The sequence below is a fragment of the Brevundimonas sp. NPDC055311 genome, from assembly GCF_053645695.1.
The window spans coordinates 23739-46162 of record NZ_JBSHMV010000005.1 but is presented as its reverse complement, the minus strand read 5'-3'; the positions used below and the strand labels follow the sequence as shown (position 1 = coordinate 46162).

Genomic DNA, 22424 nt, shown 5'->3' with positions numbered 1-22424 from the left:
CGCTTCAGGACATCGCCGAGATTTACGACGCCCCTCAGTCCGCTGAGGGGCGTTCGTTTTTCCAGTCGAACAGGGCTTCCAGCAGGCGCACGGCCTGGCCGCGCTCGCTGGTCAGGTCGGGATCGCGGCCCAGCAGCAGGCGCGCATCGTCCGCCGCCGCCAGCAGCAGCGACCGATGCCGGATCGGATCGGCGAAGCGATAGGCCGGGAAGCCGCTCTGCTTCAGGCCCAGCGGGTCGCCGCCGCCGCGCAGACGGAAGTCCTCCTCGGCGATGACGAAGCCGTCCTCGGTGCGGCGCAGGGTCTCCAGCCGCTCCTTCGCCGTTTCGCCCAAGGCGCCGTCCTCGCCGCCGTACAGCAGGATGCAGGAACTGGCCTTGGCGCCGCGCCCCACGCGCCCGCGCAGTTGGTGAAGCTGGGCCAGACCGAAGCGGTCGGCGTGTTCGATCACCATGATGGAGGCGTTCGGCACGTCGACACCGACCTCGACCACGGTCGTGGCGACCAGAAGGGGCAGACGGCCCGCCGCAAACTCGGCCATCACCGCCTCGCGCTCGGCGCCCGGCATCTGGCCGTGAGCGAGACCGACCTCGGTTCCCAGCAGCTTGCGCAGGTCTTCGGCCCGATCCTCGGCGGCGGCCAGGTCGATGGCTTCGGATTCCGCCACCAGAGGACAGATCCAATAGGCCTGAGCGCCAGCCTCGACCGCCGCCTTCAGACGCTTCGCGACCTCGCCGATGCGCGCCAGTGGCAGGACGGCCGTGGTCACGGGCGTGCGGCCGGGCGGCTTCTCCATCAAACGGCTGACTTCCAGCTCGCCGTATTGGGTCAGCTCCAGCGTGCGCGGGATCGGCGTCGCCGACATGGTCAGCAGGTGGACCCCGCCCAGAGCCGGGTCGCCCTTGGCCTGCAAACGCTGACGCTCGCGCACGCCGAAGCGATGCTGCTCGTCGATGACTGCCAGCGCCAGTCGGTGGAACTGCACGGCGTCCTGGAACAGGGCGTGGGTGCCGATGGCGACCTGAGCCTCGCCGGACGCGAGGGCGGCCAGCTTGCCGCGTCGCTCGGCCGCAGTGTCGCGCCCGGTCAGCAGCAGGCTGGACACGCCCGCCTGATCTAGCAGGGGCGACAGCTTGTCATGGTGTTGGCGCGCCAGAATCTCGGTCGGCGCCATCAGGGCGGCCTGAAAGCCGCTGGAGGCCGCATCAGCCAGGGCCAGCGCGGCGACCACCGTCTTGCCCGAGCCGACGTCGCCTTGAAGCAGTCGCCCCATCTGCTCGCCCGAGGTCAGATCGGCGCGGATTTCGGCAATGGCCTGTTGCTGCGCGCCGGTCAGGGCGAAGGGCAGGGCGGCCAGCATCCGCGCCGACGCCTCGCCCGGTGCGATGCGGGCGGCGGGCGTGATCTGGCGAGCGCGGCGACGGCGCGCCAGAGCCAGTTGATGCGCGAACAGTTCGTCATAGGCCAGGCGCTGGCGCACCGGCGTGTCGGGCGCGAGGTCGGCTTCGTTCGCGGGCGCGTGCAGGGCCTCCAGCGCCGCGCGCCAGCCGCTCCATCGCCGCGCCGACAGCCAGTTCGGCTCCTGCCATTCGGGCAATTCGGGCGCGAGAGCCAGCGCGCCCTGCGCCAGCTTGCGGATCTGACGCGAGGTCAGCCCCTGCGTCGCCGGATAGACGGGCTCTGACAGCGGAATCTCGTCCGCCTTCTCGACGGGCAGGATGTAGTCGGGGTGCGCGATCTGGACTTCGCTGTTGAAGCGCTCGACCTTGCCGGTCACCAGCCGCCGCGATCCGCGCGGAGCCAGGCTCTCGATATGGCGCGGCGATCCGGCGAACCAGATCAGGTGGATGAAGCCCGTCTCGTCGATGGCCCGCACCTTGATCGGCGCGCCGTGTTTGTGCGGCGGGATCAGGCGGTCGATCGTCACCTCGAAGACGCCGATCTCGCCATCGACGGCCTCCATCGCCGTGGTTCGGCGGCGCTGGATCACGCCGCTGGGCGACAGGAACAGCACGTCGCGCACCAGCGGACCCGCCACCTTCTGCACCAGGGGCGCGCTGCGCGGGCCCACGCCTTTCAGCGTGGTGACGTCCGCGAACAGGGGAAAGAGAATCTCGGGCCTCATGATGACGCAGCATAGCTGGCGCAGCGGCGTCTGGAACGCTATCTGATCCGCCTCTTACCGAAATGCACGGACAGGCAAGGAAACCGCGTGGCCGATATCGACGCACGTCCCGAAGACGCCCTGAATTCTGACGACCGCAAGACACGCCTGGGCCGCATCGCCTTCCGCGCCTGGCGTCGGGGCTTTCGCGAGGCCGACATGGTGCTGGGGCCGTTTGCCGATCAGATCGCGCCGACGCTGAACGACGACGAATTGACCGAGTTCGAGCGCCTGCTGGATGAAGAGGATCAGTATCTCTACGCCTGGATCATCGAGCGCGAACCGACCCCGCCCGAATTCGAGGGGCCGATGATGGCCCGCATTCGCGCCTTCATGCGCGCCCATGTCGCCGCCGAAGTGGCCAAGGGCATCGGCTGATGGACGCGGCGCTGGCGCGGACCGACATGGAGCTGGGCGGCGCGCCGGAGGGGCTGGACGCCCTGATCGTCGCCGACCGCATCAAGACGCAGGGCGGAGTCGTCCTGTTCGTGGCGCGTGACTATCAGCGCTCGGGTAACTTCATTCAGGCCTTCCGCTTTTTTGCCAAGGATATTGAAGTTCTTGAATATCCGTCGTGGGATTGCCTGCCCTATGACCGGCTGAGCCCGACGGCTTCGGTCGCCGCCCAGCGCATGGCGACCCTGACCCGGCTGGCGACGCGCGATCCGGCGGACAGGACGCCGCTGCTGGTGGTCGCCACGGTCGCGGCCGCTGCCCAGCGCACGCCGCCGCGCAGCGCCGTCACTGGGGCCGGGTTTGCGGCCAAGGTCGGCGCTGATCTCGATACGACCGCTCTGGAACGTTACGTTGCGGCCAACGGCTATGTGCGCGCCTCGACCGTGTCGGAGCGCGGCGAATACGCCATCCGCGGCGGGGTGATCGACGTCTTCCCGCCGGGGTTCGACGAGCCGGTGCGGCTCGACATGTTCGGCTCGGAGCTGGAATCGATCCGCGCCTTCGATCCCGAGACCCAGCGCTCGACGCGCCAGCTGAAGGCGGTTTCTCTCTCGCCGGTGTCGGAAGTCCTGCTGGACGCGGACGCCATCTCGCGCTTCCGCAGCGGCTACCTGAACCTGTTCGGCGCGCCGGGCGATGAGCCGATGTACGCCGCCGTCAGCGAGGGCGCGCGTCGTCAGGGCGTCGAACACTGGCTGCCGCTGTTCTACGGCCGGCTGGACACGCTGTTCGATTATCTGCCGGACACGTCGCCGGTCTTCCTCGACAGCCAGACAGAACAGGCGCGCGCGGAACGCTGGAATCTGACCGTCGACGCCTATGACGCGCGTAAGGAGGCGGCGCGCGGCAAGGGCGGTGCGGCCTATCGCGCCCTGCCGCCAGCACGGCTCTATCTGGACGACGGCGACTGGAACAGCGCCCTGGCCGGTCGCGCCGTGCGTCGCCTGTCGCCGCTGGCCGCCGGTTCGGGCGAGGACGCGGGCGGCCGTCTGGGCCGCAGTTTCGCCGCCGAGCGGTCGCAGGACAGCGTCAATCTGTTCGCCGCCGTGGCCCAACACGCCGAGGCGCTGAAGGGGCAGGGCAAGCGCGTCCTGTTCGCCTCATGGTCCGAAGGTTCGGCCGAACGTCTGGCGGCCATGCTGGGCGATCACGGTCTGACGCACGTCGTGGCGGTGCGCGATTGGGACGATGTGCGCGGCGCGCCGGACGGCATCTATCTGCGCGCGGTGCTGCCGGTCGAGCATGGTTTCGCCACCGAAGATCTGGCCGTCATCTCCGAGACTGACATTCTGGGCGACCGTTTGGCGCGGCCCAAGCGCAAGCGGCGGGCGTCCAACTTCCTGGCTGAGGCGTCTGCCCTGACGGCGGGCGATCTGGTCGTTCACCTGGATCACGGCATCGGCCGTTATGAGGGGCTGCGGACGCTGGAGATCCAGGAGGCGCCGCACGACTGTCTCGAACTCCTCTACGCGGGTGAGAGCAAACTCTACCTGCCAGTTGAAAACATTGATCTTCTGACGCGCTACGGCACGGACGCAGAGGGAGTTCAGCTGGACCGTCTGGGCGGCGCGGGCTGGCAGGCGCGCAAGGCCAAGGCCAAGGAGCGTCTGCGCGCTATGGCCGAGGGGCTGATCGCTCTGGCCGCCAAGCGGGCGCTGAGGGTGTCCGACGCCATCGTGCCGCCCGCGGGTCTGTTCGACGAGTTCTGCGCCCGCTTCCCCTATGAGGAGACGGACGACCAACTGAACGCCATCGGCGACGTGCTGGAGGATCTGGGCAAGGGCACGCCGATGGATCGCCTGATCTGCGGCGACGTCGGCTTCGGCAAGACCGAAGTGGCCCTGCGCGCCGCCTTCGTGGTGGCCATGACCGGCCAACAGGTCGCCATCGTCTGCCCGACGACCCTGTTGGCGCGCCAGCACTTCAAGACCTTCTCAGAGCGCTTCGCCGGCTGGCCGATCAAGGTGCGCCACCTGTCGCGCATGGTCACGGCCAAGGACGCGAACGAGACCCGTGCGGGTCTGAAGGACGGCAGTTTCGAGATCGTGGTCGGCACCCACGCCGTGCTGGCCGATCAGGTCGGCTTCAAGGATCTAGGCCTCGTCATCGTCGACGAGGAGCAGCATTTCGGCGTCAAGCACAAGGAGAAGCTGAAGTCCCTGCGGGCCGATGTTCACCTGCTGACCCTGACGGCCACGCCGATTCCGCGCACCTTGCAGATGGCGCTGTCGGGCATTCGCGAGATGTCGATCATCGCCACGCCGCCGGTCGACCGTCTGGCGGTGCGGACCTATGTCACGCCGTGGGATCCGGTGCTGGTGCGCGAGGCCCTGCTGCGCGAGAAATATCGCGGCGGTCAGGCCTATTACGTTGCCCCGCGCCTGAAGGATTTGCCCGACATCGAGCGGTTCCTGCGCGAACAGGTGCCCGAGGTGAAGTTCGTCGTCGGCCACGGCCAGATGAGCCCGACCCAGCTGGAAGCCGTGATGAGCGCCTTCTATGACGGCGAATATGACGTGCTGGTCTCGACGACCATCGTCGAAAGCGGAATCGACATTCCCACGGCCAACACGCTTGTCGTGCATCGCGCGGACATGTTCGGTCTGGCCCAGCTTCACCAGATCAGGGGCCGGATCGGCCGGTCCAAGGCGCGGGCCTTCGCCTATCTGACGACCGATCCGACCAAGCCGTTGAGCCTCTCGGCAGAGCGGCGGCTGCAGGTGTTGCAGTCGCTGGACAATCTGGGCGCGGGCTTCCAGCTGGCCAGCCACGATCTGGACCAGCGCGGCGGCGGCAACCTGCTGGGCGACGAACAGTCGGGCCACATCCGCGAGGTCGGCGTTGAACTGTATCAGCAGATGCTGGAGGACGCTGTCGCCGAACTGCGCGAGCAGGGCGAGGCGACACCGGATCGCGGCTGGTCGCCCTCGATCAATGTCGGCGCAGCCGTATTGATTCCAGAGGATTACGTCCCAGACCTGAACGTCCGTCTGAGCCTGTATCGCCGCCTGTCCGACGCCGAGAAGATGGAGGACCGCGAGGCCATGGCCGCCGAGCTGATCGACCGGTTCGGCCCGCTGCCGGACGAGGCGCAGCAGCTTCTGCGGATCGTCGGGATCAAGGCCAACTGCCGCACCGCCATGATCGAAAAGATCGACATCGGGCCCAAGGGCGCGGTGCTGACCCTGCGCAACAACACCTTCCCCAACCCGATGGGTCTGGTGGGTCTGATCCAGAAGAACCACGCCTTCTGGAAGATTCGGCCGGACCAGAAGATCGTCGTGAAGGGCGATTGGCCGACGCCCGACGACCGCCTGAAGGTCGCCGAGCGGATTACGGCCGATCTGGCGCGGGTGGCGGGCGCGGCCTAGCCGGCTCGCGCCTGCATGCTTCGCATCACGGCGCCGAACAGGTTGACGTAGTCGTCGGTCCAGGGCCGCACCTCCGTCGGCGCCAGCTTGCGCCAGCGTCCGTCGGCTCTGAAGTCGGCCAGTCCTTCGGCCGTAGGCGAGATGACCAGGGCCTCGGTCGAGGCCTCGGCCATCAGGGCCGCTTCGGGGTGTTCGATATACACCTGATGCAGTTCGGCCGCGCCCAGTTCGCGCGCGGCGGCGACGGCGGGCAGGGTGATGTCCAGATTGCGGTTGGACAGGTGAAGCACGACCACGCCCGTGGGCTTGAGCAGCTTGAGATAGCCCTCGATCGCCTCACGGGTGAGCAGATGGGTCGGCACGGCGTCGGACGAGAAGGCGTCGATCACCAACAGGTCATAAGAACCGGGAGCCTCCCGGTTCAGCGTCAGCCGCGCATCACCCAGAACGGTGCGGATCGGACCGTCGGCGCAATCCGAGATGAAGGTGAACCACTTGGGATCGCGCGACAGGCGATCGACCATGGGGTCGATCTCGAAGAAGCTCATCTGGTCCGAGGCGCGCTTATAGGCCGCCATGGCGCCCGAGCCCTGTCCCACGATGCCGATCACGGCGCCTGGACCGCGCGCCTGGATCAGCTCCGCCGCCTGACCCAGAGGCGTGGTCTGCGCATAGTACATGGTCGGGGCGCAGGCGAAATCAGGATTGCGCGCCTGGGCGCCGTGCAGGGTTGTGCCGTGCATCAGCACATGAATGTCGCCTCCCATCTTGGGATCGGCCGTGGCCGCCACGCGCATGACGCCGAAGAAGCTGCGTTCGGTCAGGCTCCAGTCATAGCCGCGCCCGATGTAATGGGCCGAGAGGGTCATGGCGGCGACGACGGCCGTGAACATCAACGCCCGGTCCCGGATCAGGAAGGCGCAAAGCGCGGCGACGCCCAGGATGATCTGAGCCGTTGTGGTCAGGCCGAAATCGCTAAAGGCCGCTCTCAGCGGCGGATCGTAACGCAGCATCTCGAACAGCAGGGGCACGAAGGCGGCGAGCATCAGTCCCGCTGTCATCAGCCAGACTGTCCGCTTGGTCGGGCGGTCGCCGAGCCAGGGCCGGGCCAGACACACCAGCACCATGACCAGCGGATACTCCAGCACCGTCTCGAACACGACCGGCGCGATCAGGGCGGTGAAGGCGCCGCCCAGGACGCCGCCCAGCGACAGCAGAAGGTAGAATTCCGTCAACCGGTCCGGGGCTGGGCGCCGGGCCGCCATCTGCTGATGGCACATCAGGGCGGTGAAGAAGAAGCCCAGCAGATGCAGCCCCAGCAGGGTCAGCCATTGGCCGGTCGTCATGCCGACCAGGGCGGCGATCATGACGGTGAAGGTCGCCTGGGCCAGCAAGGTGATGGACAGAGGAATCCAGGGCTTGGCCTGAAAGGCGATGACGAAGGTCAGAAGATAGAGCGCCAGGGGCGCCACCCAGAGGAAGGGCGCAGAGGCCACGTCGGTTGAAAGATGAGTGGTGACGCCCAGCATCAGGCTGGACGGCGCCGCCGCCAGCAGCACCAGCACCGCCTTGCGACGCCAGGGAATGGGCGGGCTGCGCTCCTTGGTCGGACGGGCCTGAACGACGCCGCCGGTGCGCGGCATGAGCGTCAGCAGCCCCACCAGAATGGCGGCGAAGACGCCATAGCCGACCGTCCAGCCCCATCTTTGCCCTGACAGCGAGGCGAGCGGCTCGATCAGGGCCGGATAGGCCAGAAGCGCCAGAAAGCTGCCCAGGTTGGAGGCGGCGTAGAGGACATAGGGGTTGGCCCCGTCGGGCCGCCCTGCGCGGACTCGCGCATACCAGGCCTGCAGCAGGGGCGCCGTGGCCGACAGCACGGCGAAAGGCGCGCCGACGGACAACGCCAGCGCGCCGAGCAGCCAGCCGATGGGAGCGGACGGGTCCGGATCGCCCAGCGCCTGGGTGATGCTCAGGGGCAGAAACAGGGCGGCGGCCGCCAGCAGGATCAGATGAACCGTCGCCTGGAGCCGGATCGAGGGGATGCGCTGCAGCAGGTGCGCGTAGAGATAGCCCGCCAGCAAGGCCGCCTGGAAGAAGACCATGGCGGTGTTCCACACCGATGGCGAGCCGCCCAGCAGGGGCAGCACCAGTTTCGTCGTCATCGGCTGGACGACGAAAACCAGACTGGCCGAGGTGAAGACAGCGACGGCGAAGGCCGCAGGTGTTATCGCATCGATCCTGCGATGCGCCGGAGACAGGATATGTTCGGTCATTCGCAGCTTTCGGCGTCGGGCGGCTGATTCCGTTCGACGAGGCTATGACGACTCGAGGATGGAGCGAATTCCCATGTTGCCGCAGGACATCGAGGCGACCGCCCAGACCGTGATCCGCCGGGCGGAAGGGGCGGGCCTGCTGATCGCCACGGCCGAGAGCTGCACCGGCGGCCTGGTCTCGGGCGCGCTGACGGCGATCGCCGGCTCCTCGGCCGTGCTGGATCGCGGCTTTGTCACCTACAGCAATGAAGCGAAGGTCGAGATGCTGGGCGTGCCGGAAGAGGTGCTGGAGCGCTTCGGGGCCGTGTCCGAGCCGACGGCGCGCGCCATGGCCGAAGGCGCGGCGGCGCGCTCGCGGGCTTCCATCACGGTCTCGGTGACGGGGATCGCCGGACCGGGCGGGGGATCGCCGCAGAAGCCGGTGGGCCTGGTGCATTTCGCGGCCCACGGCCCGGACGGGCGCACGGCGCATGTCGAGAAACGCTTCGGCGATATCGGGCGCGACGCGGTCCGGCTGGAAAGCGTGCGGACCGCTCTGGGTCTCCTGCTGGACGCCATTCCGGCATGAGCGCGGTCACGATCACCGTTGATGCGCGCGGCCACAAATGCCCGGTTCCCAGCCTGCGCCTGCGCAAGGCGCTGGAGGGCCAGGCGCCGGGCGCTCGATTGACCTTGCTGGCTACGGACGCCATGGCGCGGATCGACGTGCCCTTCCTGATGCAGGAACTGGGCGGCCGCGTGGTTCAGATCGACGAGGCGGACGGCGTCCTGAGCTTTACTGTCGAGACTGGCGCCGCTCGGACAGGTTGACGACGGTGTCGGGCAGGGCGACCGGCTCGGGCGGGGTTGCGTTCCTTTCCCACTCGATCTCGAGCTCCGTGGCGAAGGCGCCGCCGTAGAAGACGGCGTTGACGTTCCACGACAGCCAGATCAGCAGCACCACCACGGCGCCGACCGAGCCGTAGGTCGCGCCCAGGTGGACGATCTGCTCGACATAGATGGTGCACAGCCACGAGAAGAAGCTGGACATGACCGTGGCGACCAGGCCGCCTATGATCGCCGCCTTCCACGCGACGCGCTTGGCGTGCGCCATGGCGTAGCGATACAGCATGGTCAGCCCCAGCCACAGGCCGAGCGCGGGCCAAATGCCGTCCAGAGGCAAGGCCAGCCAACCGGCCGGCTGATCCACATAGGCGTGCTCCATCAGGCGCGAGGTCACGACGGCCCCGGATACGATGGTGAACAGCACGAAGGCCGCCAGGGCGACCAGGAAGGCCAGCATGTTGAACTTGAAGAAGCCGAGCGGGTTCGTCTCGTCATGAATCAGGTTCAGTCCGGCCAGCAAGGCCTTGAACCCCCGATGCGCCGCATAGGCGCCGATCACCAGGGCGATGGCGCTCTGGGCCGAGACCGTGCGCGCCGAGGCGTTCGCCAAACGGTCGATCTCGTTCAGGAACAGGGTGCGCGCCGCCGAGGGGATGACGTCAGCCAGGGCGGCGGCCTGCTCGCTGACCTGACCGATGGTCAGGACCGCCTTGTAGAAGCCGATCAGGATGGCGATGGCCGGGAAGAGCGCCAGCAGGGCGAAGAAGGACACGCCGCCCGTATAGAGCATGACATCGCGTCCCCAACTGCGGCTGAAGGCCCGGGTCGTCAGGCGCAGCCAGAGTCGGGGTTGGGCCGTGATCGGCGTGGAAAAGGTCAATCCGCAGTCTCGATCGTCAAAGAAGGGGGCGGATTAACCCCATTCGCCATGCAGTGAGAAGTCCCAATGTCGTCATTGGATGATCGACCTTGCCCATTGCGGGCCTCGTCGGCGCCGGTATCATGGCGGCGTCTGGCGCGGTCGCGGGGGCGAACCGGCCAGGCCAAGGAGACAATGTTTGGAATCTGATCCGCGCGTTCTGGTCGTCGCCGACGCCGACGATCAGCTGGGCTCCCTCTGCGAGGACATGGACCGATTGGGCTGGCGCACTGTCACCGCGCGCTCGCTCGACGCTGCGCTTCTGGCGGTGTCGGACCTGCCCGTCGACGCGGCCGTGGTCCAGCTGGGAAGCGTCCCCGAAAGCGGCCTGGAGCAACTGCGCCGCGCCGCCGCTCCGCGCTATCTGTCGATCCTGGGCCTGGGCGCCGCCTCGGAGGACGTGGCGGACGCGTGCGACCTCGTGGTCTCAACAGATCCTCATCCGTTGCAGATGGCGTTGCGACTGGAGCAGATGACGCGGGCCGCCGTGGCCGAAGAAGAGTTCATGCTGCGCCGGGCCACCTTTGCGGCGCACGGAGTCGATCTGCCGGAACCGGCCATGAACGACAGGCCGATGCAGGTTCTGACCGCGGGGGCGGCCGACCGCCGCTTTCTGGCCTTGTCGAACGCCCTGGCGGCGGCCGGCGCCGAGGCGGTGGCGGCGCCGACCCCCTATACGGCCTTTGATTATCTCCACGAGAGGGCCTTTGACGCCGCCGTGCTCTGGGGCGATCGGGACCATGCCCCAGCGCTGTCGATCGCAGCCGGTATGCGCCGTAACACGCGTCTCTATCACATCCCCCTGACCCTCTATCTGCGAGATGAGGGCGAGCCAGACCTGATCGACCTGTTCGAAAGAGGCTTTGCAGACGTCGCCGCCGCCGAGACCTCGGAAGAGGAGGCCGCCGAGCGGGTGCTGGCCCTGGCGCGCAATCATCGCCGGCGGCAGGGGTTGAGGCGCGCCCTGGACGCCATACGCGGGTCTGACTTGATGGACCCGGAGACCGGTCTGTTCAGCCGCGACCTGTTCGCCGCGCATCTGGCCCGGATCGCCAAGGGCGCGGGCGTGCGAAATCGTCGCCTGTCGGTCTGCGTCCTGCGCGTGCCGGACAATGAGACGATGGCGGCGGTGCGGAAGGGCGGTTGGCTGGAGCGCGCCATGCCTCAGATCGGCGCCATGGTTTCGCGACTGGTGCGCGTGGAGGATACGGCCGCACGCCTGTCGTCGGAGACGTTCGCCCTGGCCCTGCCGGCCACGGATCATGCGGCGGCGCGCCTGACAGCGGAGCGGATCGCGGCGGTGATCGCCTGCACAGCCTTTGACGCGGGGACGAACCGCTCGCCCTTCGTGGTCGAACTGGACGTCGGCGTGGCCGAGATGACGCCGGGCGAGTCGCCGGCGGCCTTGCTGGAGCGCGCTTCGATCCAGGTCCTGGCGGCCTAGGCGTCCGTCTCGTCTTCGAGCTTGTGGCCGTCCAGCATGGCGGAAGCGCGTTCGCGTTCAGCCTTGGTCGCGTCGCGTTCCGCGCGTGTGCGGCCGAAGGTCAGGCGGTTGGCTTCGGCCGTGCGCTTGGCCGCGGCCTTGTCGCGGGCCTTTCGCGCCTTGTTCAGGTTGACGATCTCGCCCATCAGACATGCCCGTCCGGGCTGTCCTTGGCCCAGGCGCGCTTCAGCGCCGGACGGGCGCCGATGCGCTGGACATAGGCGTCATAGGGCTCGCCCGCAGGCATGGCGGCGCGGAACCATTGCAGCAGGCTGCCGAACAGAATGTCGAGGGCGGAGAAGTCGCCCAGGATAAAGCCGCCGTCCTGGATCGCCGTACGCCAGCGCCGGTCCAGTTCGGCATAGGCGGCCTGCTGCGTCTGGCTCCAGCCGTCGGGAGGGCCGGACGTGAGCACGGTCTCAAGCACATTGTTGTAAAGGCCCAGCCACGACAGATACTCGGCCCGGCCCGGCGCGGATCGGCCGGTCCCGGCGCCAGGCCTGCCTCGGGGTGGCGATCCGTCAGGAACAGGAAGATCAGCACCGATTCGATCAGCACCTGACCGTCGACCTCGAGCGCCGGAGCCTGTTTCAGCGGATGCGGATTGGCGGGGTCGGTTCGTCCCTGGCCGTCGCGTCGCAGGATGTCGACGTAATGGACGCGGTAGTCGGCGCCCAGTTCTTCCAGCAGCCACAGAAGACGCGTCGAGCGGGACTGCGGCGCGTGGTGGACGATCATCGACATTGTGAACTCCGTGGACGGCCTTGCGATGAACTCATGACCGGCGGGCTCGTTCTCATGAGGTCCCGCACAGCCATGGAGAAGACCATGATAAACGCCTCGATGATCAAGGAACATCAGGAAGTCGTCGGTTCCGACGGCGCCCATGTCGGCCGTGTCGATCACGTGATGGGCGACCAGATCGAGCTCGCCAAGCTGGACCTGGGTTCAGGCCTCAAGCACCACATGATTCCGGTCAGCTGGGTGTCTCGCGTGGACGAACATGTCCATTTGAGCCTGAGCAAGGACGAAGCCAAGGCGCGCTGGACCGAGAAGCACTAGCGTCGCCTTACCGCGATTTCATCCCAGGCCCCGCTGCAATCAGCGGGGCCTTTCGCCATATGAAGGGAAGAGCAACGCAAAGGGGCGATTGATTTGATCCGACTGATCCTGAACCTGCTGTGGTTCTTCCTGGGCGGCTTCGCCTCAGGTCTGGCCTGGTTGTTCGGCGGGCTGCTGCTGGCGCTGACCGTAGTCGGCCTGCCGTGGGCTTTTTCGGCGTGGCGGATCGCCAGCTATTCTTTCTGGCCGTTCGGACGCGAGATCGTCTGGCGCGACCCGAACCCGGCCGATCTGGGCGCAGGCTGCCTGGGCGTCGGGCTGAACGTGATCTGGCTGGTGCTGGCGGGTTGGTACATCGCTTTGGCGCATATCCTGATCGCCGTGCCGCAATTCGTCAGCCTGATCGGCATTCCCTTCGCGCTGAAGAATGTCGAACTGGCCAAACTGTCGCTGGCGCCGGTGGGGCGGACCATCCGGGACAAGGGCTGAGCATGAAGAACGCCGGCCGGGGCGAACCCGGCCGGCGTCTTCACGTCTGATGATAAGCGCGGCTTACTGTGGTGCGATCATCTTTTCGGGACGGACGTATTCGTCGAACTCTGCGTCGGTCAGATAACCGCCGCCGACGGCTTCCTGGCGCAGGGTGGTGCCGTTCTTGTGCGCCGTCTTGGCGATCTTGGCGCAGGTGTCATAGCCCAGCTTGGCGTTCAGGGCGGTGACCAGCATCAGGCTATTTTCCAGCCCGTGCTTGATGTTGTCCTCGCGCGGCTCGATGCCGACGACGCAGTTGTCGGTGAAGCTGATGGCCGCGTCGGCGACCAGACGCACCGACTGCAGGAAGTTGTAGGCCATCACCGGGTTGTAGACGTTCAGTTCGAAGTGGCCCTGCGAGCCGGCGAACGACAGAGCGGCGTTGTTGCCGAACACCTGGAGGCAGACCTGGGTCAGGGCTTCGCTCTGGGTCGGGTTGACCTTGCCCGGCATGATGGACGAGCCGGGCTCGTTTTCCGGCAGCGACAGTTCGCCCAGACCCGCGCGCGGGCCCGAGCCCAGGAAGCGGATGTCGTTGGCGATCTTGAACAGCGAGGCGGCGACCGTGTTGATCGCGCCGTGGGTGAAGACCATGGCGTCGTGGGCGGCCAGGGCCTCGAACTTGTTCGGCGCCGTGGTGAAGGGCAGGCCGGTGATGCCCGCGATCTGGGCCGCGACCTTTTCAGCGAAGCCGATCGGCGCGTTCAAGCCGGTGCCGACGGCGGTGCCGCCCTGGGCCAACTCCATCAGGCGCGGCAGGGTCAGTTCGATGCGTTCGATGCCCATGGCGACCTGATGGGCGTAGCCGCCGAATTCCTGGCCCAGCGTCAGCGGCGTAGCGTCCTGGGTGTGGGTGCGGCCGATCTTGATGATGTGGGCCCAGGCCCTGGCCTTGGCGTCCAGCGCGGCATGCAGGTGCTTCAGGGCGGGGATCAGGTCGTTGACCACCTGCTCGGCGCAGGCGACGTGCATGGCCGTCGGATAGGTGTCGTTCGACGACTGGCTCATGTTGACGTGGTCGTTGGGGTGGACCGGCTTCTTGGAGCCCATCTCGCCGCCCAGCATCTCGATGGCGCGGTTCGAGATCACCTCATTGGCGTTCATGTTCGACTGGGTGCCCGAACCCGTCTGCCAGACGACCAGCGGGAAGTGGTCGTTCAGCTTGCCTTCGATCACTTCATTGGCGGCGGCGATGATGGCGTCGGCCAGCTTGGGATCCAGCTTGCCCAGATCACGGTTGGTCTCGGCGGCGGCGCGCTTGACGATGCCCAGGGCGCGCACGACCGGCAGGGGCTGCTTCTCCCAGCCGATCTTGAAGTTGCCGAGCGAGCGCTGGGCTTGCGCGCCCCAATAGCGATCAGCGGCGACCTCGATGGGGCCGAAGGTGTCGGTTTCGATACGAACTTTGCTCATGTGCGCGGGACTCGTCTCTCAGGCGTGGCGGGAAGATGCCGGGCGGTGTAGCACGCAGGCGCGGCGGGGCAAGGCGAGCCGCTGATCACGAAAGGCGGACGGCGCGTGGACGGCTGGATCGGAACCGGAAAGGTCAGGGCGCGCGAGCAGGGCGAGGCGGTCGAGATCACCATCGACGGCCTGACCACCCAGGCCAAATACTACAAGCCTCTGGTCTATGAGTTCATGCGCAAGGAGTGGGCGTCGCGCCCCTCCTGGGGGGATTATGTCGTCGAGATCGTGATGGAGCACGTCGGCGACCCGCCGTGGATGGATTTGGACAACCTGGCCAAGGCCCTGCTGGACGCCATCAAGGGCTATCTGTTTCACGACGACAGCCAGGTCGCCCGTCTGTTGGTCGAGCGATGCGAAGGCGAGCGCGAGCGGATCACTATTCGCGTATTTCCCAGAGGGTGACGAAAATAGGGGCTGCGCTGGGCGCGACCCCTATCTGGGAACTCGGATCACACGAGACGGATCAGGCCTCTGCGTTCGAAATCATCGTCTGGACGTCCTTCGGCTTGGCGATGTTCGAGCCGGGGGTTTTGTAGGTCGTTAGCTTGCCGCCTTCCCACAGGCCGACTTCCAGCGCCTTGGTCGCCGGGTCGATCAGCAGATAGGCCGCGTTGACGCCGCCCTCATGCTGTTTGTTGCCCGAGGTGAACAGGACCGCGCCGTCCTTCTGTAGCGGCGCCTGGGTCTGCATATTGGCGGCCAGGACGTCGAATTTGGCGCCCAGCAGCGTCTTCAGGTCGGCTGTGATCGCGCTGTCTTCCAGCAGTTTGGTCTCGTTCGGATACTTTCCGACCTGGGCGTTCAGGGCGCTCCAGTCCGATACGGCGGCGTCGGTCGGCGCGGGGGCGATTTCGACCGGCGCGGCGGGCGTCTCGGCGGGCGGCGTCGCTTCCGTCTGGTTGCAGGCGGCCAGCGTCAAAGCGGCTACGGCGACGGATATGAGAGACAGGCGCATCACAACGACCTCGCTTGGATAGGGGAGGTCACGGCAATGCTTGCCCGCCGACAAAGGTTGCGCCTCCTCAAACGGGCGGCGTTATTTTTTGCGGAATTGATCCAGGGACACGACCTTCGGCCCATCGTCGTCCGAGGGCGGAGGCGGGGCGGCGTCCGGGTCCCGCGCGGGCGGCGACAGGGGCGCGATCTCGGCCTCGACGATTTCCGGTTCGTCGAACTGCAGCAGAAACTGCACGCTGGGGTCGTAAAAGCGGACCACGGCGCTATAGGGAACGGTCAGCACCTTGGGCGCTCCGCCGAACTTCAGCATCACCGAGAACAGATCGGGCTCGACCGCCAGATCCCAATACTGGTGCTGCAGCACCACCGTCATCTCATCCGGGTATTTGGCCAGGACGTCCGGCGGAACGCTGACGCCGGCCCCGCGGGTCTTGAAGGTGATGTAGAAGTGGTGGGCGCCGGGAATGCCCTCAGGCTCGGCCGCGCGCTCCAGCGCAAGGCGGATCACGCCGCGCAGGGCGTCCTGGGCGAGTTGCTCGTAATGCATCTCGTCGACAGGGGGAGTTTGATCCGTCATCGGCGCCTCAGAAAAGGGGAACACGCGACTGTTACCCGTCCAGGGCGAGCGACGGAAGACACAAGAGTCGCCGTCGGCACAGGAATTTCGATGTCGGGATGAAGCGCCGGGATTCTGTTGCCAGGCTCCCGACAGGCCCCGCCTAAGGATCTGAACCCCTAGGAGTTTAAGTTCGAAATCAACCGAACCGCATTACGCGGCGAGGCGGACTTCTCCAGCGAAGTTATCGTTCGCAGTTAGATAATGGCCCGATACGGTGGGCCAGGACGAGCGAAAGCAATCCTCTTTACACGTCCGTCGATGCTAGTCGGCCCCATGCTGCCTCCGCCGATAACGCGGGGAAGAAGTTGGTGGAGCCGCCGGGAATCGCACCCGGGTCCGGTCCGCTTATTACAGGCGCGTTTATCGCCATAGCTCGGGCGAACCCGAGCAGGTTCAATATAGGTCCTTGCGAGCGCCTGTCCAAGAGGGAAGTCGGCGCCGGGAATGATTGACACCGGTGAACAAGATCGGGAGCATGAACCGGAGGGGAGATGCGGCATGGGCGATATCACGCGCAGACAACTGGGGCTGGGGCTTGGCGCCGCCGGGGTCGGCGGCGGCCTGGCGGCTGTAACCGCCGCTAAGGCGGAGCCCCAGACGGAAGGCTCGGCCATTGTCCGCTCAGGCTTCATCTATGAGCAGGCGCCCTATCCGCAATGCCACGCCTCGACCATTGTGGAGACGTCCGACGGCGTCATGGCGGCCGCCTGGTTCGGAGGCACGCATGAGAAGCACCCGGATGTCTGCATTTGGTTCGCTCGCCTTGAAGGAGGGCGCTGGACCGAGGGCGCGCGCGTGGCGGACGGCGTGCAGGACGACGGGACGCGTCACCCCACTTGGAACCCAGTCCTGTTTCAGCCGCCGCAGGGCGACCTGATCCTGTTCTACAAGGTCGGACCCGATCCGTTTTCCTGGTGGGGCATGGTCATCACGTCGCCGGATGGCGGGCGCACATGGTCGCCGCCGCGCCGGTTGCCGGAAGGCGTTCTCGGGCCGATCAAGAACAAGCCGATCATTCTGGCGGATGGAACCTGGCTTTCGCCGTCCAGCACTGAGGCGGGCGAAGGCATGGGCTCGGCGTTCGGGGCGGATTGGCGACTCCATTTTGAAATCAGCACGGATCAGGGACGCAGCTGGGCTTTGACCGACCCGGTCTCGTCGCCCCTGAATATCGACGCCATCCAGCCCAGCGTCCTGGTCCATCCAAACGGCGCGCTGCAGGCCGTGGCGCGTGCGCGTCAGGGAGCCTTGGCGGCCAGTTGGTCGCATGATGGCGGGCGGACATGGAGCCCCATCGGCGCGGTCGATCTGCCTAATCCCAATTCGGGTACGGACGCTTCCACCCTGGCGGATGGACGCCACGTGATCATCTATAACCACGCCGCCCATGACCCGGATCGGCCGGGGAGAGGCCCGCGCTATCCCCTCAATGTCGGCCTCTCGGAAGACGGTCTATCGTGGCGAAAGGTCTTGACGCTGGAAACCCAGCCTTTGCCGCATGGCTATGCCTACCCGGCGGTGTTTCAGGCGTCGGACGGGCTGATCCATGTCACCTATACCCATGATCGGACCCGAATCCGGCATGTGGTCCTGGACCCGTCACGGCTGACCTAGGTCAGGCGCCGCCAACCGGGAGTCTGGTTGCGGAACCAGGTCAACTGGCGCTTGGCGTAGTTGCGGGTGGACTGCTTCACGGCCGTCACCGCGTCGTCCAGAGATAGCTCCCCCGTCAGATGCGCCGCCAGTTCGCGTACGCCGACGGCCTTCATGGCGGGCAAGCCAGGGTCCAGTTTGCGGGCGGTTAGGGCGTGAACCTCGTCCAGCGCGCCATGCGCCATCATCGCATCCACGCGCATGTCGCAAGAAGCGTAGAGGCGGTCGCGGGGCGGCTCCACCACGACGGCATCGTAACTGCCTGGGGGAAGCAGCGGCTGCGTCTCTCCTTTCCAGACGCTGAGCGCGCGGCCGCTGGCGCGATGCACGCTCAGCGCCCGAACGAGGCGTTGTCTGTCGCCGGGAAAGATCGCAGCTTCAGCGGCGGGGTCGATCTCGGCCAACCGGCGGCGGAAGGGGGCCTCGCCCTCGCAGTCGAACTCGGTCTGAACCGCGTCGCGGATCTCGATCGGGACCGGCGGAATTTCGGCCAGCCCTCTGGTCAGGGCGTTGAAGTAGAGGCCCGTGCCCCCAACCAGCAGGGCGGAGCGACCCTGAGCCGCCAGTTCGGCCAGCACGTCGATGACCGCCCGGCTCCAACGACCGACCGACCAAGCGTCAGCGGTGTCGGCGACGCCATAGAGGCGGTGCGGGATTTCAGCCTCGTCTTCTATCGAAGGTCGGGCGCTCAGCACGCGCAGGTCAGCGTAGAGTTGCTGGCTGTCGGCGTTGATGATGACGGCGCCCGTCGCGCGCGCGCGCTCCATCGCCAGGCGCGACTTGCCCGAAGCGGTGGGGCCGGCGATCAGGGTGACGAGAGGCTGGGACAAAGGATCAACTCGCGAACGGACGCTTAGGGCGATAGAACGTCCGTCATCGGTCCGGCAAGTCCGTCGGGCCATGAAGGAGTCTCCATCGTGACCGACCGCGCCGCCGTCCTCGCCGCACTCGACGCCGTGACCGATCCGAAATCGGGTCAGGGACTGGCGGCCGCCGGGCTGGTGCAGGGACTGGTCGTGGCTGAAGGCCGCGCGGGCTTCGTGCTGGAGGTTCCGGCCAAGGAGACAGCGCTCTACGCCCCTGTCCGTGACGCGGCCGAGGCGGTGCTGAAGGCCCTGCCGGGCGTGGAGCGAGTGTCCGTCGTCCTGACCGCCGAGGCCGTGGCTGCGCCGCCCCGCCGCACGGCGGGTCTGTCGAAGGCCGCGACCGATCAGGGGCGGCCCAAGGCGCCGGTCCCGACCGATCGCCCCGCCCATGTAAAGCGCGTCCTGGCCGTGGCCAGCGGCAAGGGCGGCGTCGGCAAGTCGACGGTCTCCGTCAATCTGGCGGCGGCCCTGGCGGCTCGCGGTCTGTCGGTCGGCGTGCTGGATGCGGATGTCTATGGGCCGTCGCTGCCGACCATGCTGGGGATCTCGGGGCAGCCCGCCTATGAAGACGGCGCCATGGTTCCGCATGTGGCGCATGGATTGAAGGCCATGTCCGTCGGCCTGTTGACCAAGGCCGAGGACGCCATGATCTGGCGTGGGCCGATGGCGTCTCAGGCCATCAATCAGATGCTGACCCAGACGCGTTGGGGGACGGAAGAGGAGCCGCTGGACGTTCTGGTCGTCGACCTGCCGCCCGGCACCGGCGACGTGCAACTCACGTTGATCCAGAAGACACCGCTTGATGGGGCTGTAATTGTTTCGACGCCGCAGGAAGTCGCTCTGGCGGACGCGCGCCGCGCGCACGCCTTGTTCGCCAAGGTCGACGTGCCGACCCTGGGTTTGATCGAGAACATGAGCGGCGAGGTGTTTGGAACCGGCGGCGTCCAGGCTGAGGCCGAGCGTCTTGGCGCGCCCTATCTGGGCGATCTCCCGCTAGACGGGGCGTTGCGTCGCGCGGGCGACGCGGGGCGGCCTTTGGTCGCCGTTGACCCGCAGCACCCGGCGTCCGAGCGTTTCCATCAAATCGTCGGGCAGGTCGCCGCGGCGTTGGGCCTCTGAGGGAGGGCGTCATGGTTGAACAGGAAAAGGCCGTCATCGTCTGCGGCATCGACGGCAGCGCGCATGCTGAAACGGCGGTGCGCCAGGCGGCGCGACTGGCCAGGGCGAATGACGCCAGGCTGGCCCTGGTGGCGGTCAATCCGCTCAGTTCGGCCAGCGGCCATCCCGACATCCGGGCCTGGAAGGCCGAGGAACAGGACGCCATTCTGGTGCGCGCGATGGCCGAGGCGCGGCGTCACTGCAAGGCGGTTGAAGCGGTGACGACGGAAGGCCACGACGTCGCTGACGCCCTGATCGCGGCGGCGGGCGCTCTGGGCGCGGACCACATCGTCGTGGGTACGGGAGACCGCAAGGGTCTGGTCAACTGGCTGATGGGCTCGACGGCCAAGGCCGTAGCCGCCCGCGCGCCCGTCAGCGTGACAATCGCCCGCTAGGCGGGTTCGACCACCACGGCGGTGCCGTACGCCAGAACCTCGGTCACGCCAGGCATGATCTCGTTGGCGTCATAGCGCATGGCCAGGATGGCGTTGGCGCCCATATCGCGCGCATGGGCGATCAGGTCGTCATAGGCTTCCTGACGCGCAGCCTCGGCCAGTTTGACATAGGCGCCGACCTTGCCGCCGATCATCGACTGCACCCCGCCGATGGCGTCGGAGATGACGTTGCGCGAACGCACGGTGATGCCGCGCACCACGCCCAGTTGGCGCACGATACGGTAACCGGTCAGGTCGTTGGTGGTCGCGACGATCATGGTAATCTCCTCGGCTCAGCGGCGGTCCAGAACGGTGAAGGCGAAGGCGTGGTCATCCTTCTCTCCCGCTTCGTGTGGTTCGAACGTCGTGCGGACGAAGGCGGCTTCGTCGAAGGTCGGGAAGACGGCGTCGCCTTGCGGTTCGGCTTCGACCTCCGTGATGTACAGGCGACGGGCGCGGGGCAGGGCGGCGGCGAAGATCGCCGTGCCGCCGATGACGCAAACCTCGTCGACGCCATCCTCTGCGGCCTGTTCGCGGGCGATGGAAAGCGCCTCGTCCAGGTTGGAACAGACCACCGCGCCCTTGGCCAGGCCTGACTCGGCGTAGGATTCATCCTTGGTCAGGATGATGTTCAAACGGCCAGGCAGGGGTTTCAGCGGCAGGCTTTCCCAGGTCTTGCGACCCATGATGCAGGGTTTGCCGATGGTGACGGCCTTGAAGCGCTGCAGGTCCGAGCGCAGTCGCCAGGGCAGGTCGCCGTCCCGACCGATGACGCCGTTCCTGGCGCGGGCGACGACGAGGGCGATGGTGGGAACAGCCAAGCTGATTGTCCGTTGTTGCGGGAACTTCACCTTCAAATGCCCTCGGAGCCCCGTGTGAACAAGTACGCCAAGCCCCTGATCGTCGGATTCATCGTCCTGCTGGTCGTTTCCTTTGTTGTCGGCTTCCTGGGCGGAGCGGTCGGGGCTGATCTGGGGGTGTTGCCGATGATGGCGGGCCTGTTCGCGGGCGCCTTCACGGCCTACATCATGGCCAACCTTGCGGGGAACCGGGCCGGCGTCGCCGCATCCGACGCCGAGCGCGCCGACATCGCCAGCCTGACGCCGCCGTCGGGCAAGGCTCTGGTCATCGTCTATCGCGAAGGGTTTGTGGCTATGGCGGCGGGCATGAACCTGGCGCTGGACCGCCGGGAGTTCGCCCAGATCAAGGGCGGCAAGTTCACCGCCATTGCAGTGGATCCGGGCGAGCATGAACTGTCGGCCGGCTTCGGCGGTCTGGCGGGGCCGCAGAACAACGCTGCGACCGTCAGCTTCGTGGCGCGTGAAGGCATGGTCTTCGCCTATCGGGCCACGGTGTCGATGGGCGCGGTCAAGAACAGCGTGGTGCTCGTGCCCGCGCCCGAAGACAAGGATGCGCTCAGCGCCCGGCTGGCGCGGATGCCGATGACGGCGCCGGACAGCGCCATCTCGACCTGATCAGGCGTCCGGCTCGAGCAGTTTCAGGCGGAAGAACAAGCCGCCGATCACGGCGCCGATCGCGGGGGCGACGAAGAAGACCCAGACCTGGCTCAACGCCTGTCCGCCCGCCAACAGCGCCGGGCCGAAGCTGCGGGCCGGGTTGACCGACACGCCCGTCACCTGGATGCCGACGATGTGGATGACCGCCAGGGTGATGCCGATGGCCACGCCCGCGAAGGCGCCGTGACCCTTGGCCCCGGTCACGCCCAGGATGGCGATCAGGAAGATGGCGGTCGCCACGATCTCGAACGTCAGCGCCGCCTGCAGGCCGTATCCGCCCGGCGATCCCGCATCGAAGCCGTTCTGGCCCAGATTGGCGAAACCCGTCTTGGCGATCGCGCCCAGAATGGCCGCGGCGATGATCGCGCCGATGAATTGGGCGATCCAATAGAGGATCATGTCTTTCGCGCTCATCCGTCCCGCGGCGAAGACGCCGAGGCTGACGGCTGGGTTAATGTGACACCCTGAGATGGGGCCTATGCCGTAGGCCATGGCGATGAGGGCGAAGCCGAAGGCCAGGGCGATGCCCAACTGCCCCACGTGATCGAATCCGCCCAGCACGGCTGCGCCGCACCCGAAAAGCACCAGAACCAGCGTGCCGACCAGTTCGGCGGCGAACTTCTTGACCATGGAACCCTCCCGTTTCCTGTCACCGCATCGAAGCGGATC

At 67.0% G+C, this 22424-nt stretch carries 24 protein-coding genes, 1 other RNA gene and 1 pseudogene; 12 read left to right on the top strand and 14 right to left on the bottom strand.

Features of this window, described 5'->3' with window-relative positions; all coding sequences use genetic code 11:
• Positions 1 to 34: 34 nt before the first annotated feature.
• Positions 35 to 2125 (bottom strand): ATP-dependent DNA helicase RecG, encoded by a 2091-nt coding sequence (recG, locus tag ACWIDZ_RS14735; protein WP_453989962.1) that lies wholly within the window; start codon positions 2123 to 2125, stop codon positions 35 to 37.
• A gap of 87 nt (positions 2126 to 2212) precedes the next feature.
• Here recG and ACWIDZ_RS14730 point away from each other — a divergent pair, with 87 nt between their 5' ends.
• Positions 2213 to 2542, top strand: coding sequence for an FAD assembly factor SdhE (locus tag ACWIDZ_RS14730; RefSeq protein WP_453989964.1), 330 nt, complete (start codon positions 2213 to 2215; stop codon positions 2540 to 2542).
• Positions 2542 to 5991 (top strand): transcription-repair coupling factor, encoded by a 3450-nt coding sequence (mfd, locus tag ACWIDZ_RS14725; protein ID WP_453989966.1) that lies wholly within the window; start codon positions 2542 to 2544, stop codon positions 5989 to 5991. Before ACWIDZ_RS14730 ends, mfd begins: the two co-directional genes overlap by 1 nt.
• Here the strand turns inward: mfd and ACWIDZ_RS14720 are convergent.
• Entirely contained in the window at positions 5988 to 8264 is a 2277-nt protein-coding gene (locus ACWIDZ_RS14720) for a spermidine synthase (RefSeq protein WP_346487737.1), read from the bottom strand. The two genes, mfd and ACWIDZ_RS14720, sit on opposite strands and share 4 nt — an antisense overlap.
• Positions 8265 to 8337: 73 nt before the next feature.
• On the opposite strand from ACWIDZ_RS14720, the gene ACWIDZ_RS14715 reads away from it, so the two are divergent.
• A complete protein-coding gene (locus ACWIDZ_RS14715; RefSeq protein ID WP_453989968.1) occupies positions 8338 to 8832 on the top strand; it encodes a CinA family protein in 495 nt (164 codons plus the stop codon).
• A complete protein-coding gene (locus ACWIDZ_RS14710) occupies positions 8829 to 9074 on the top strand; it encodes a sulfurtransferase TusA family protein (protein ID WP_312219168.1) in 246 nt (81 codons plus the stop codon). Before ACWIDZ_RS14715 ends, ACWIDZ_RS14710 begins: the two co-directional genes overlap by 4 nt.
• Here the strand turns inward: ACWIDZ_RS14710 and ACWIDZ_RS14705 are convergent.
• The gene (locus ACWIDZ_RS14705) at positions 9040 to 9969 is read right to left on the bottom strand and encodes a YihY/virulence factor BrkB family protein (protein ID WP_291775829.1); all 930 of its coding nucleotides are present in this window, start codon (positions 9967 to 9969) and stop codon (positions 9040 to 9042) included. The two genes, ACWIDZ_RS14710 and ACWIDZ_RS14705, sit on opposite strands and share 35 nt — an antisense overlap.
• Before the next feature lie 178 nt (positions 9970 to 10147).
• Here ACWIDZ_RS14705 and ACWIDZ_RS14700 point away from each other — a divergent pair, with 178 nt between their 5' ends.
• Entirely contained in the window at positions 10148 to 11452 is a 1305-nt protein-coding gene (locus ACWIDZ_RS14700; RefSeq protein WP_346487735.1) for a diguanylate cyclase domain-containing protein, read from the top strand.
• Here ACWIDZ_RS14700 and ACWIDZ_RS14695 read toward each other — a convergent pair.
• The 3 genes and pseudogenes from ACWIDZ_RS14695 to ACWIDZ_RS14685 form a co-directional block, all read right to left on the bottom strand.
• Positions 11449 to 11637, bottom strand: coding sequence for a DUF4169 family protein (locus tag ACWIDZ_RS14695; RefSeq protein ID WP_291775834.1), 189 nt, complete (start codon positions 11635 to 11637; stop codon positions 11449 to 11451). The genes ACWIDZ_RS14700 and ACWIDZ_RS14695 overlap by 4 nt on opposite strands.
• Positions 11637 to 11906 (bottom strand): hypothetical protein, encoded by a 270-nt coding sequence (locus ACWIDZ_RS14690; RefSeq protein WP_453990024.1) that lies wholly within the window; start codon positions 11904 to 11906, stop codon positions 11637 to 11639. Before ACWIDZ_RS14690 ends, ACWIDZ_RS14695 begins: the two co-directional genes overlap by 1 nt.
• 149 nt (positions 11907 to 12055) lie before the next feature.
• Positions 12056 to 12229, bottom strand: a pseudogene (locus ACWIDZ_RS14685) (glutathione S-transferase); the annotation flags it as partial.
• 90 nt (positions 12230 to 12319) lie between these two features.
• Between ACWIDZ_RS14685 and ACWIDZ_RS14680 the strand changes: the two are divergent.
• Positions 12320 to 12553 (top strand): DUF2171 domain-containing protein, encoded by a 234-nt coding sequence (locus tag ACWIDZ_RS14680; RefSeq protein ID WP_291776148.1) that lies wholly within the window; start codon positions 12320 to 12322, stop codon positions 12551 to 12553.
• Positions 12554 to 12646: 93 nt separating this feature from the next.
• Entirely contained in the window at positions 12647 to 13042 is a 396-nt protein-coding gene (locus ACWIDZ_RS14675; protein WP_200167394.1) for a YccF domain-containing protein, read from the top strand.
• A 63-nt stretch (positions 13043 to 13105) separates the two neighbouring features.
• On the opposite strand, the gene fumC is transcribed toward ACWIDZ_RS14675, so the two are convergent.
• A complete protein-coding gene (gene fumC, locus ACWIDZ_RS14670) occupies positions 13106 to 14497 on the bottom strand; it encodes a class II fumarate hydratase (protein ID WP_453989972.1) in 1392 nt (463 codons plus the stop codon).
• Between the two features lie 105 nt (positions 14498 to 14602).
• Between fumC and ACWIDZ_RS14665 the strand changes: the two genes are divergently transcribed.
• Positions 14603 to 14953 (top strand): RusA family crossover junction endodeoxyribonuclease, encoded by a 351-nt coding sequence (locus tag ACWIDZ_RS14665; RefSeq protein ID WP_346522469.1) that lies wholly within the window; start codon positions 14603 to 14605, stop codon positions 14951 to 14953.
• 61 nt (positions 14954 to 15014) lie between these two features.
• Here ACWIDZ_RS14665 and ACWIDZ_RS14660 read toward each other — a convergent pair whose 3' ends face one another.
• The 3 genes from ACWIDZ_RS14660 to ssrA all read right to left on the bottom strand — a co-directional run bounded on the left by ACWIDZ_RS14660 (position 15015) and on the right by ssrA (position 16555).
• A complete protein-coding gene (locus ACWIDZ_RS14660; RefSeq protein ID WP_453989974.1) occupies positions 15015 to 15506 on the bottom strand; it encodes a hypothetical protein in 492 nt (163 codons plus the stop codon).
• Between the two features lie 81 nt (positions 15507 to 15587).
• Positions 15588 to 16085, bottom strand: coding sequence for an SspB family protein (locus ACWIDZ_RS14655; protein ID WP_046652932.1), 498 nt, complete (start codon positions 16083 to 16085; stop codon positions 15588 to 15590).
• A 102-nt stretch (positions 16086 to 16187) separates the two neighbouring features.
• Positions 16188 to 16555, bottom strand: a transfer-messenger RNA (tmRNA) gene (gene ssrA / locus ACWIDZ_RS14650).
• A 70-nt stretch (positions 16556 to 16625) separates the two neighbouring features.
• Between ssrA and ACWIDZ_RS14645 the strand changes: the two genes are divergently transcribed.
• Positions 16626 to 17741: a sialidase family protein gene (locus ACWIDZ_RS14645; RefSeq protein ID WP_453989977.1), complete on the top strand. Its 1116-nt coding sequence runs from the start codon at positions 16626 to 16628 to the stop codon at positions 17739 to 17741.
• On the opposite strand, the gene miaA is transcribed toward ACWIDZ_RS14645, so the two are convergent.
• Entirely contained in the window at positions 17738 to 18610 is an 873-nt protein-coding gene (miaA, locus tag ACWIDZ_RS14640) for a tRNA (adenosine(37)-N6)-dimethylallyltransferase MiaA (RefSeq protein ID WP_453989979.1), read from the bottom strand. The genes ACWIDZ_RS14645 and miaA overlap by 4 nt on opposite strands.
• A gap of 87 nt (positions 18611 to 18697) precedes the next feature.
• Here miaA and ACWIDZ_RS14635 point away from each other — a divergent pair, with 87 nt between their 5' ends.
• Together ACWIDZ_RS14635 and ACWIDZ_RS14630 are read left to right on the top strand one after the other, a co-directional pair.
• On the top strand, positions 18698 to 19765 hold the full coding sequence (locus ACWIDZ_RS14635) for an Mrp/NBP35 family ATP-binding protein (RefSeq protein WP_453989981.1): 1068 nt from the start codon (positions 18698 to 18700) through the stop codon (positions 19763 to 19765).
• 11 nt (positions 19766 to 19776) lie between these two features.
• On the top strand, positions 19777 to 20199 hold the full coding sequence (locus ACWIDZ_RS14630; protein WP_453989983.1) for a universal stress protein: 423 nt from the start codon (positions 19777 to 19779) through the stop codon (positions 20197 to 20199).
• Here the strand turns inward: ACWIDZ_RS14630 and ACWIDZ_RS14625 are convergent.
• Complete coding sequence (locus ACWIDZ_RS14625) at positions 20196 to 20516, bottom strand: YbjQ family protein (RefSeq protein ID WP_453989985.1); 321 nt, start codon at positions 20514 to 20516, stop codon at positions 20196 to 20198. The genes ACWIDZ_RS14630 and ACWIDZ_RS14625 overlap by 4 nt on opposite strands.
• Before the next feature lie 15 nt (positions 20517 to 20531).
• A complete protein-coding gene (locus ACWIDZ_RS14620) occupies positions 20532 to 21059 on the bottom strand; it encodes a dihydrofolate reductase (protein WP_453989986.1) in 528 nt (175 codons plus the stop codon).
• Between the two features lie 54 nt (positions 21060 to 21113).
• Here ACWIDZ_RS14620 and ACWIDZ_RS14615 point away from each other — a divergent pair, with 54 nt between their 5' ends.
• Positions 21114 to 21713: a hypothetical protein gene (locus ACWIDZ_RS14615; protein WP_453989988.1), complete on the top strand. Its 600-nt coding sequence runs from the start codon at positions 21114 to 21116 to the stop codon at positions 21711 to 21713.
• Here ACWIDZ_RS14615 and ACWIDZ_RS14610 read toward each other — a convergent pair whose 3' ends face one another.
• Positions 21714 to 22385, bottom strand: a complete 672-nt coding sequence (locus tag ACWIDZ_RS14610; protein ID WP_291775867.1) for an aquaporin — start codon at positions 22383 to 22385, stop codon at positions 21714 to 21716.
• Positions 22386 to 22424: the final 39 nt, after the last annotated feature.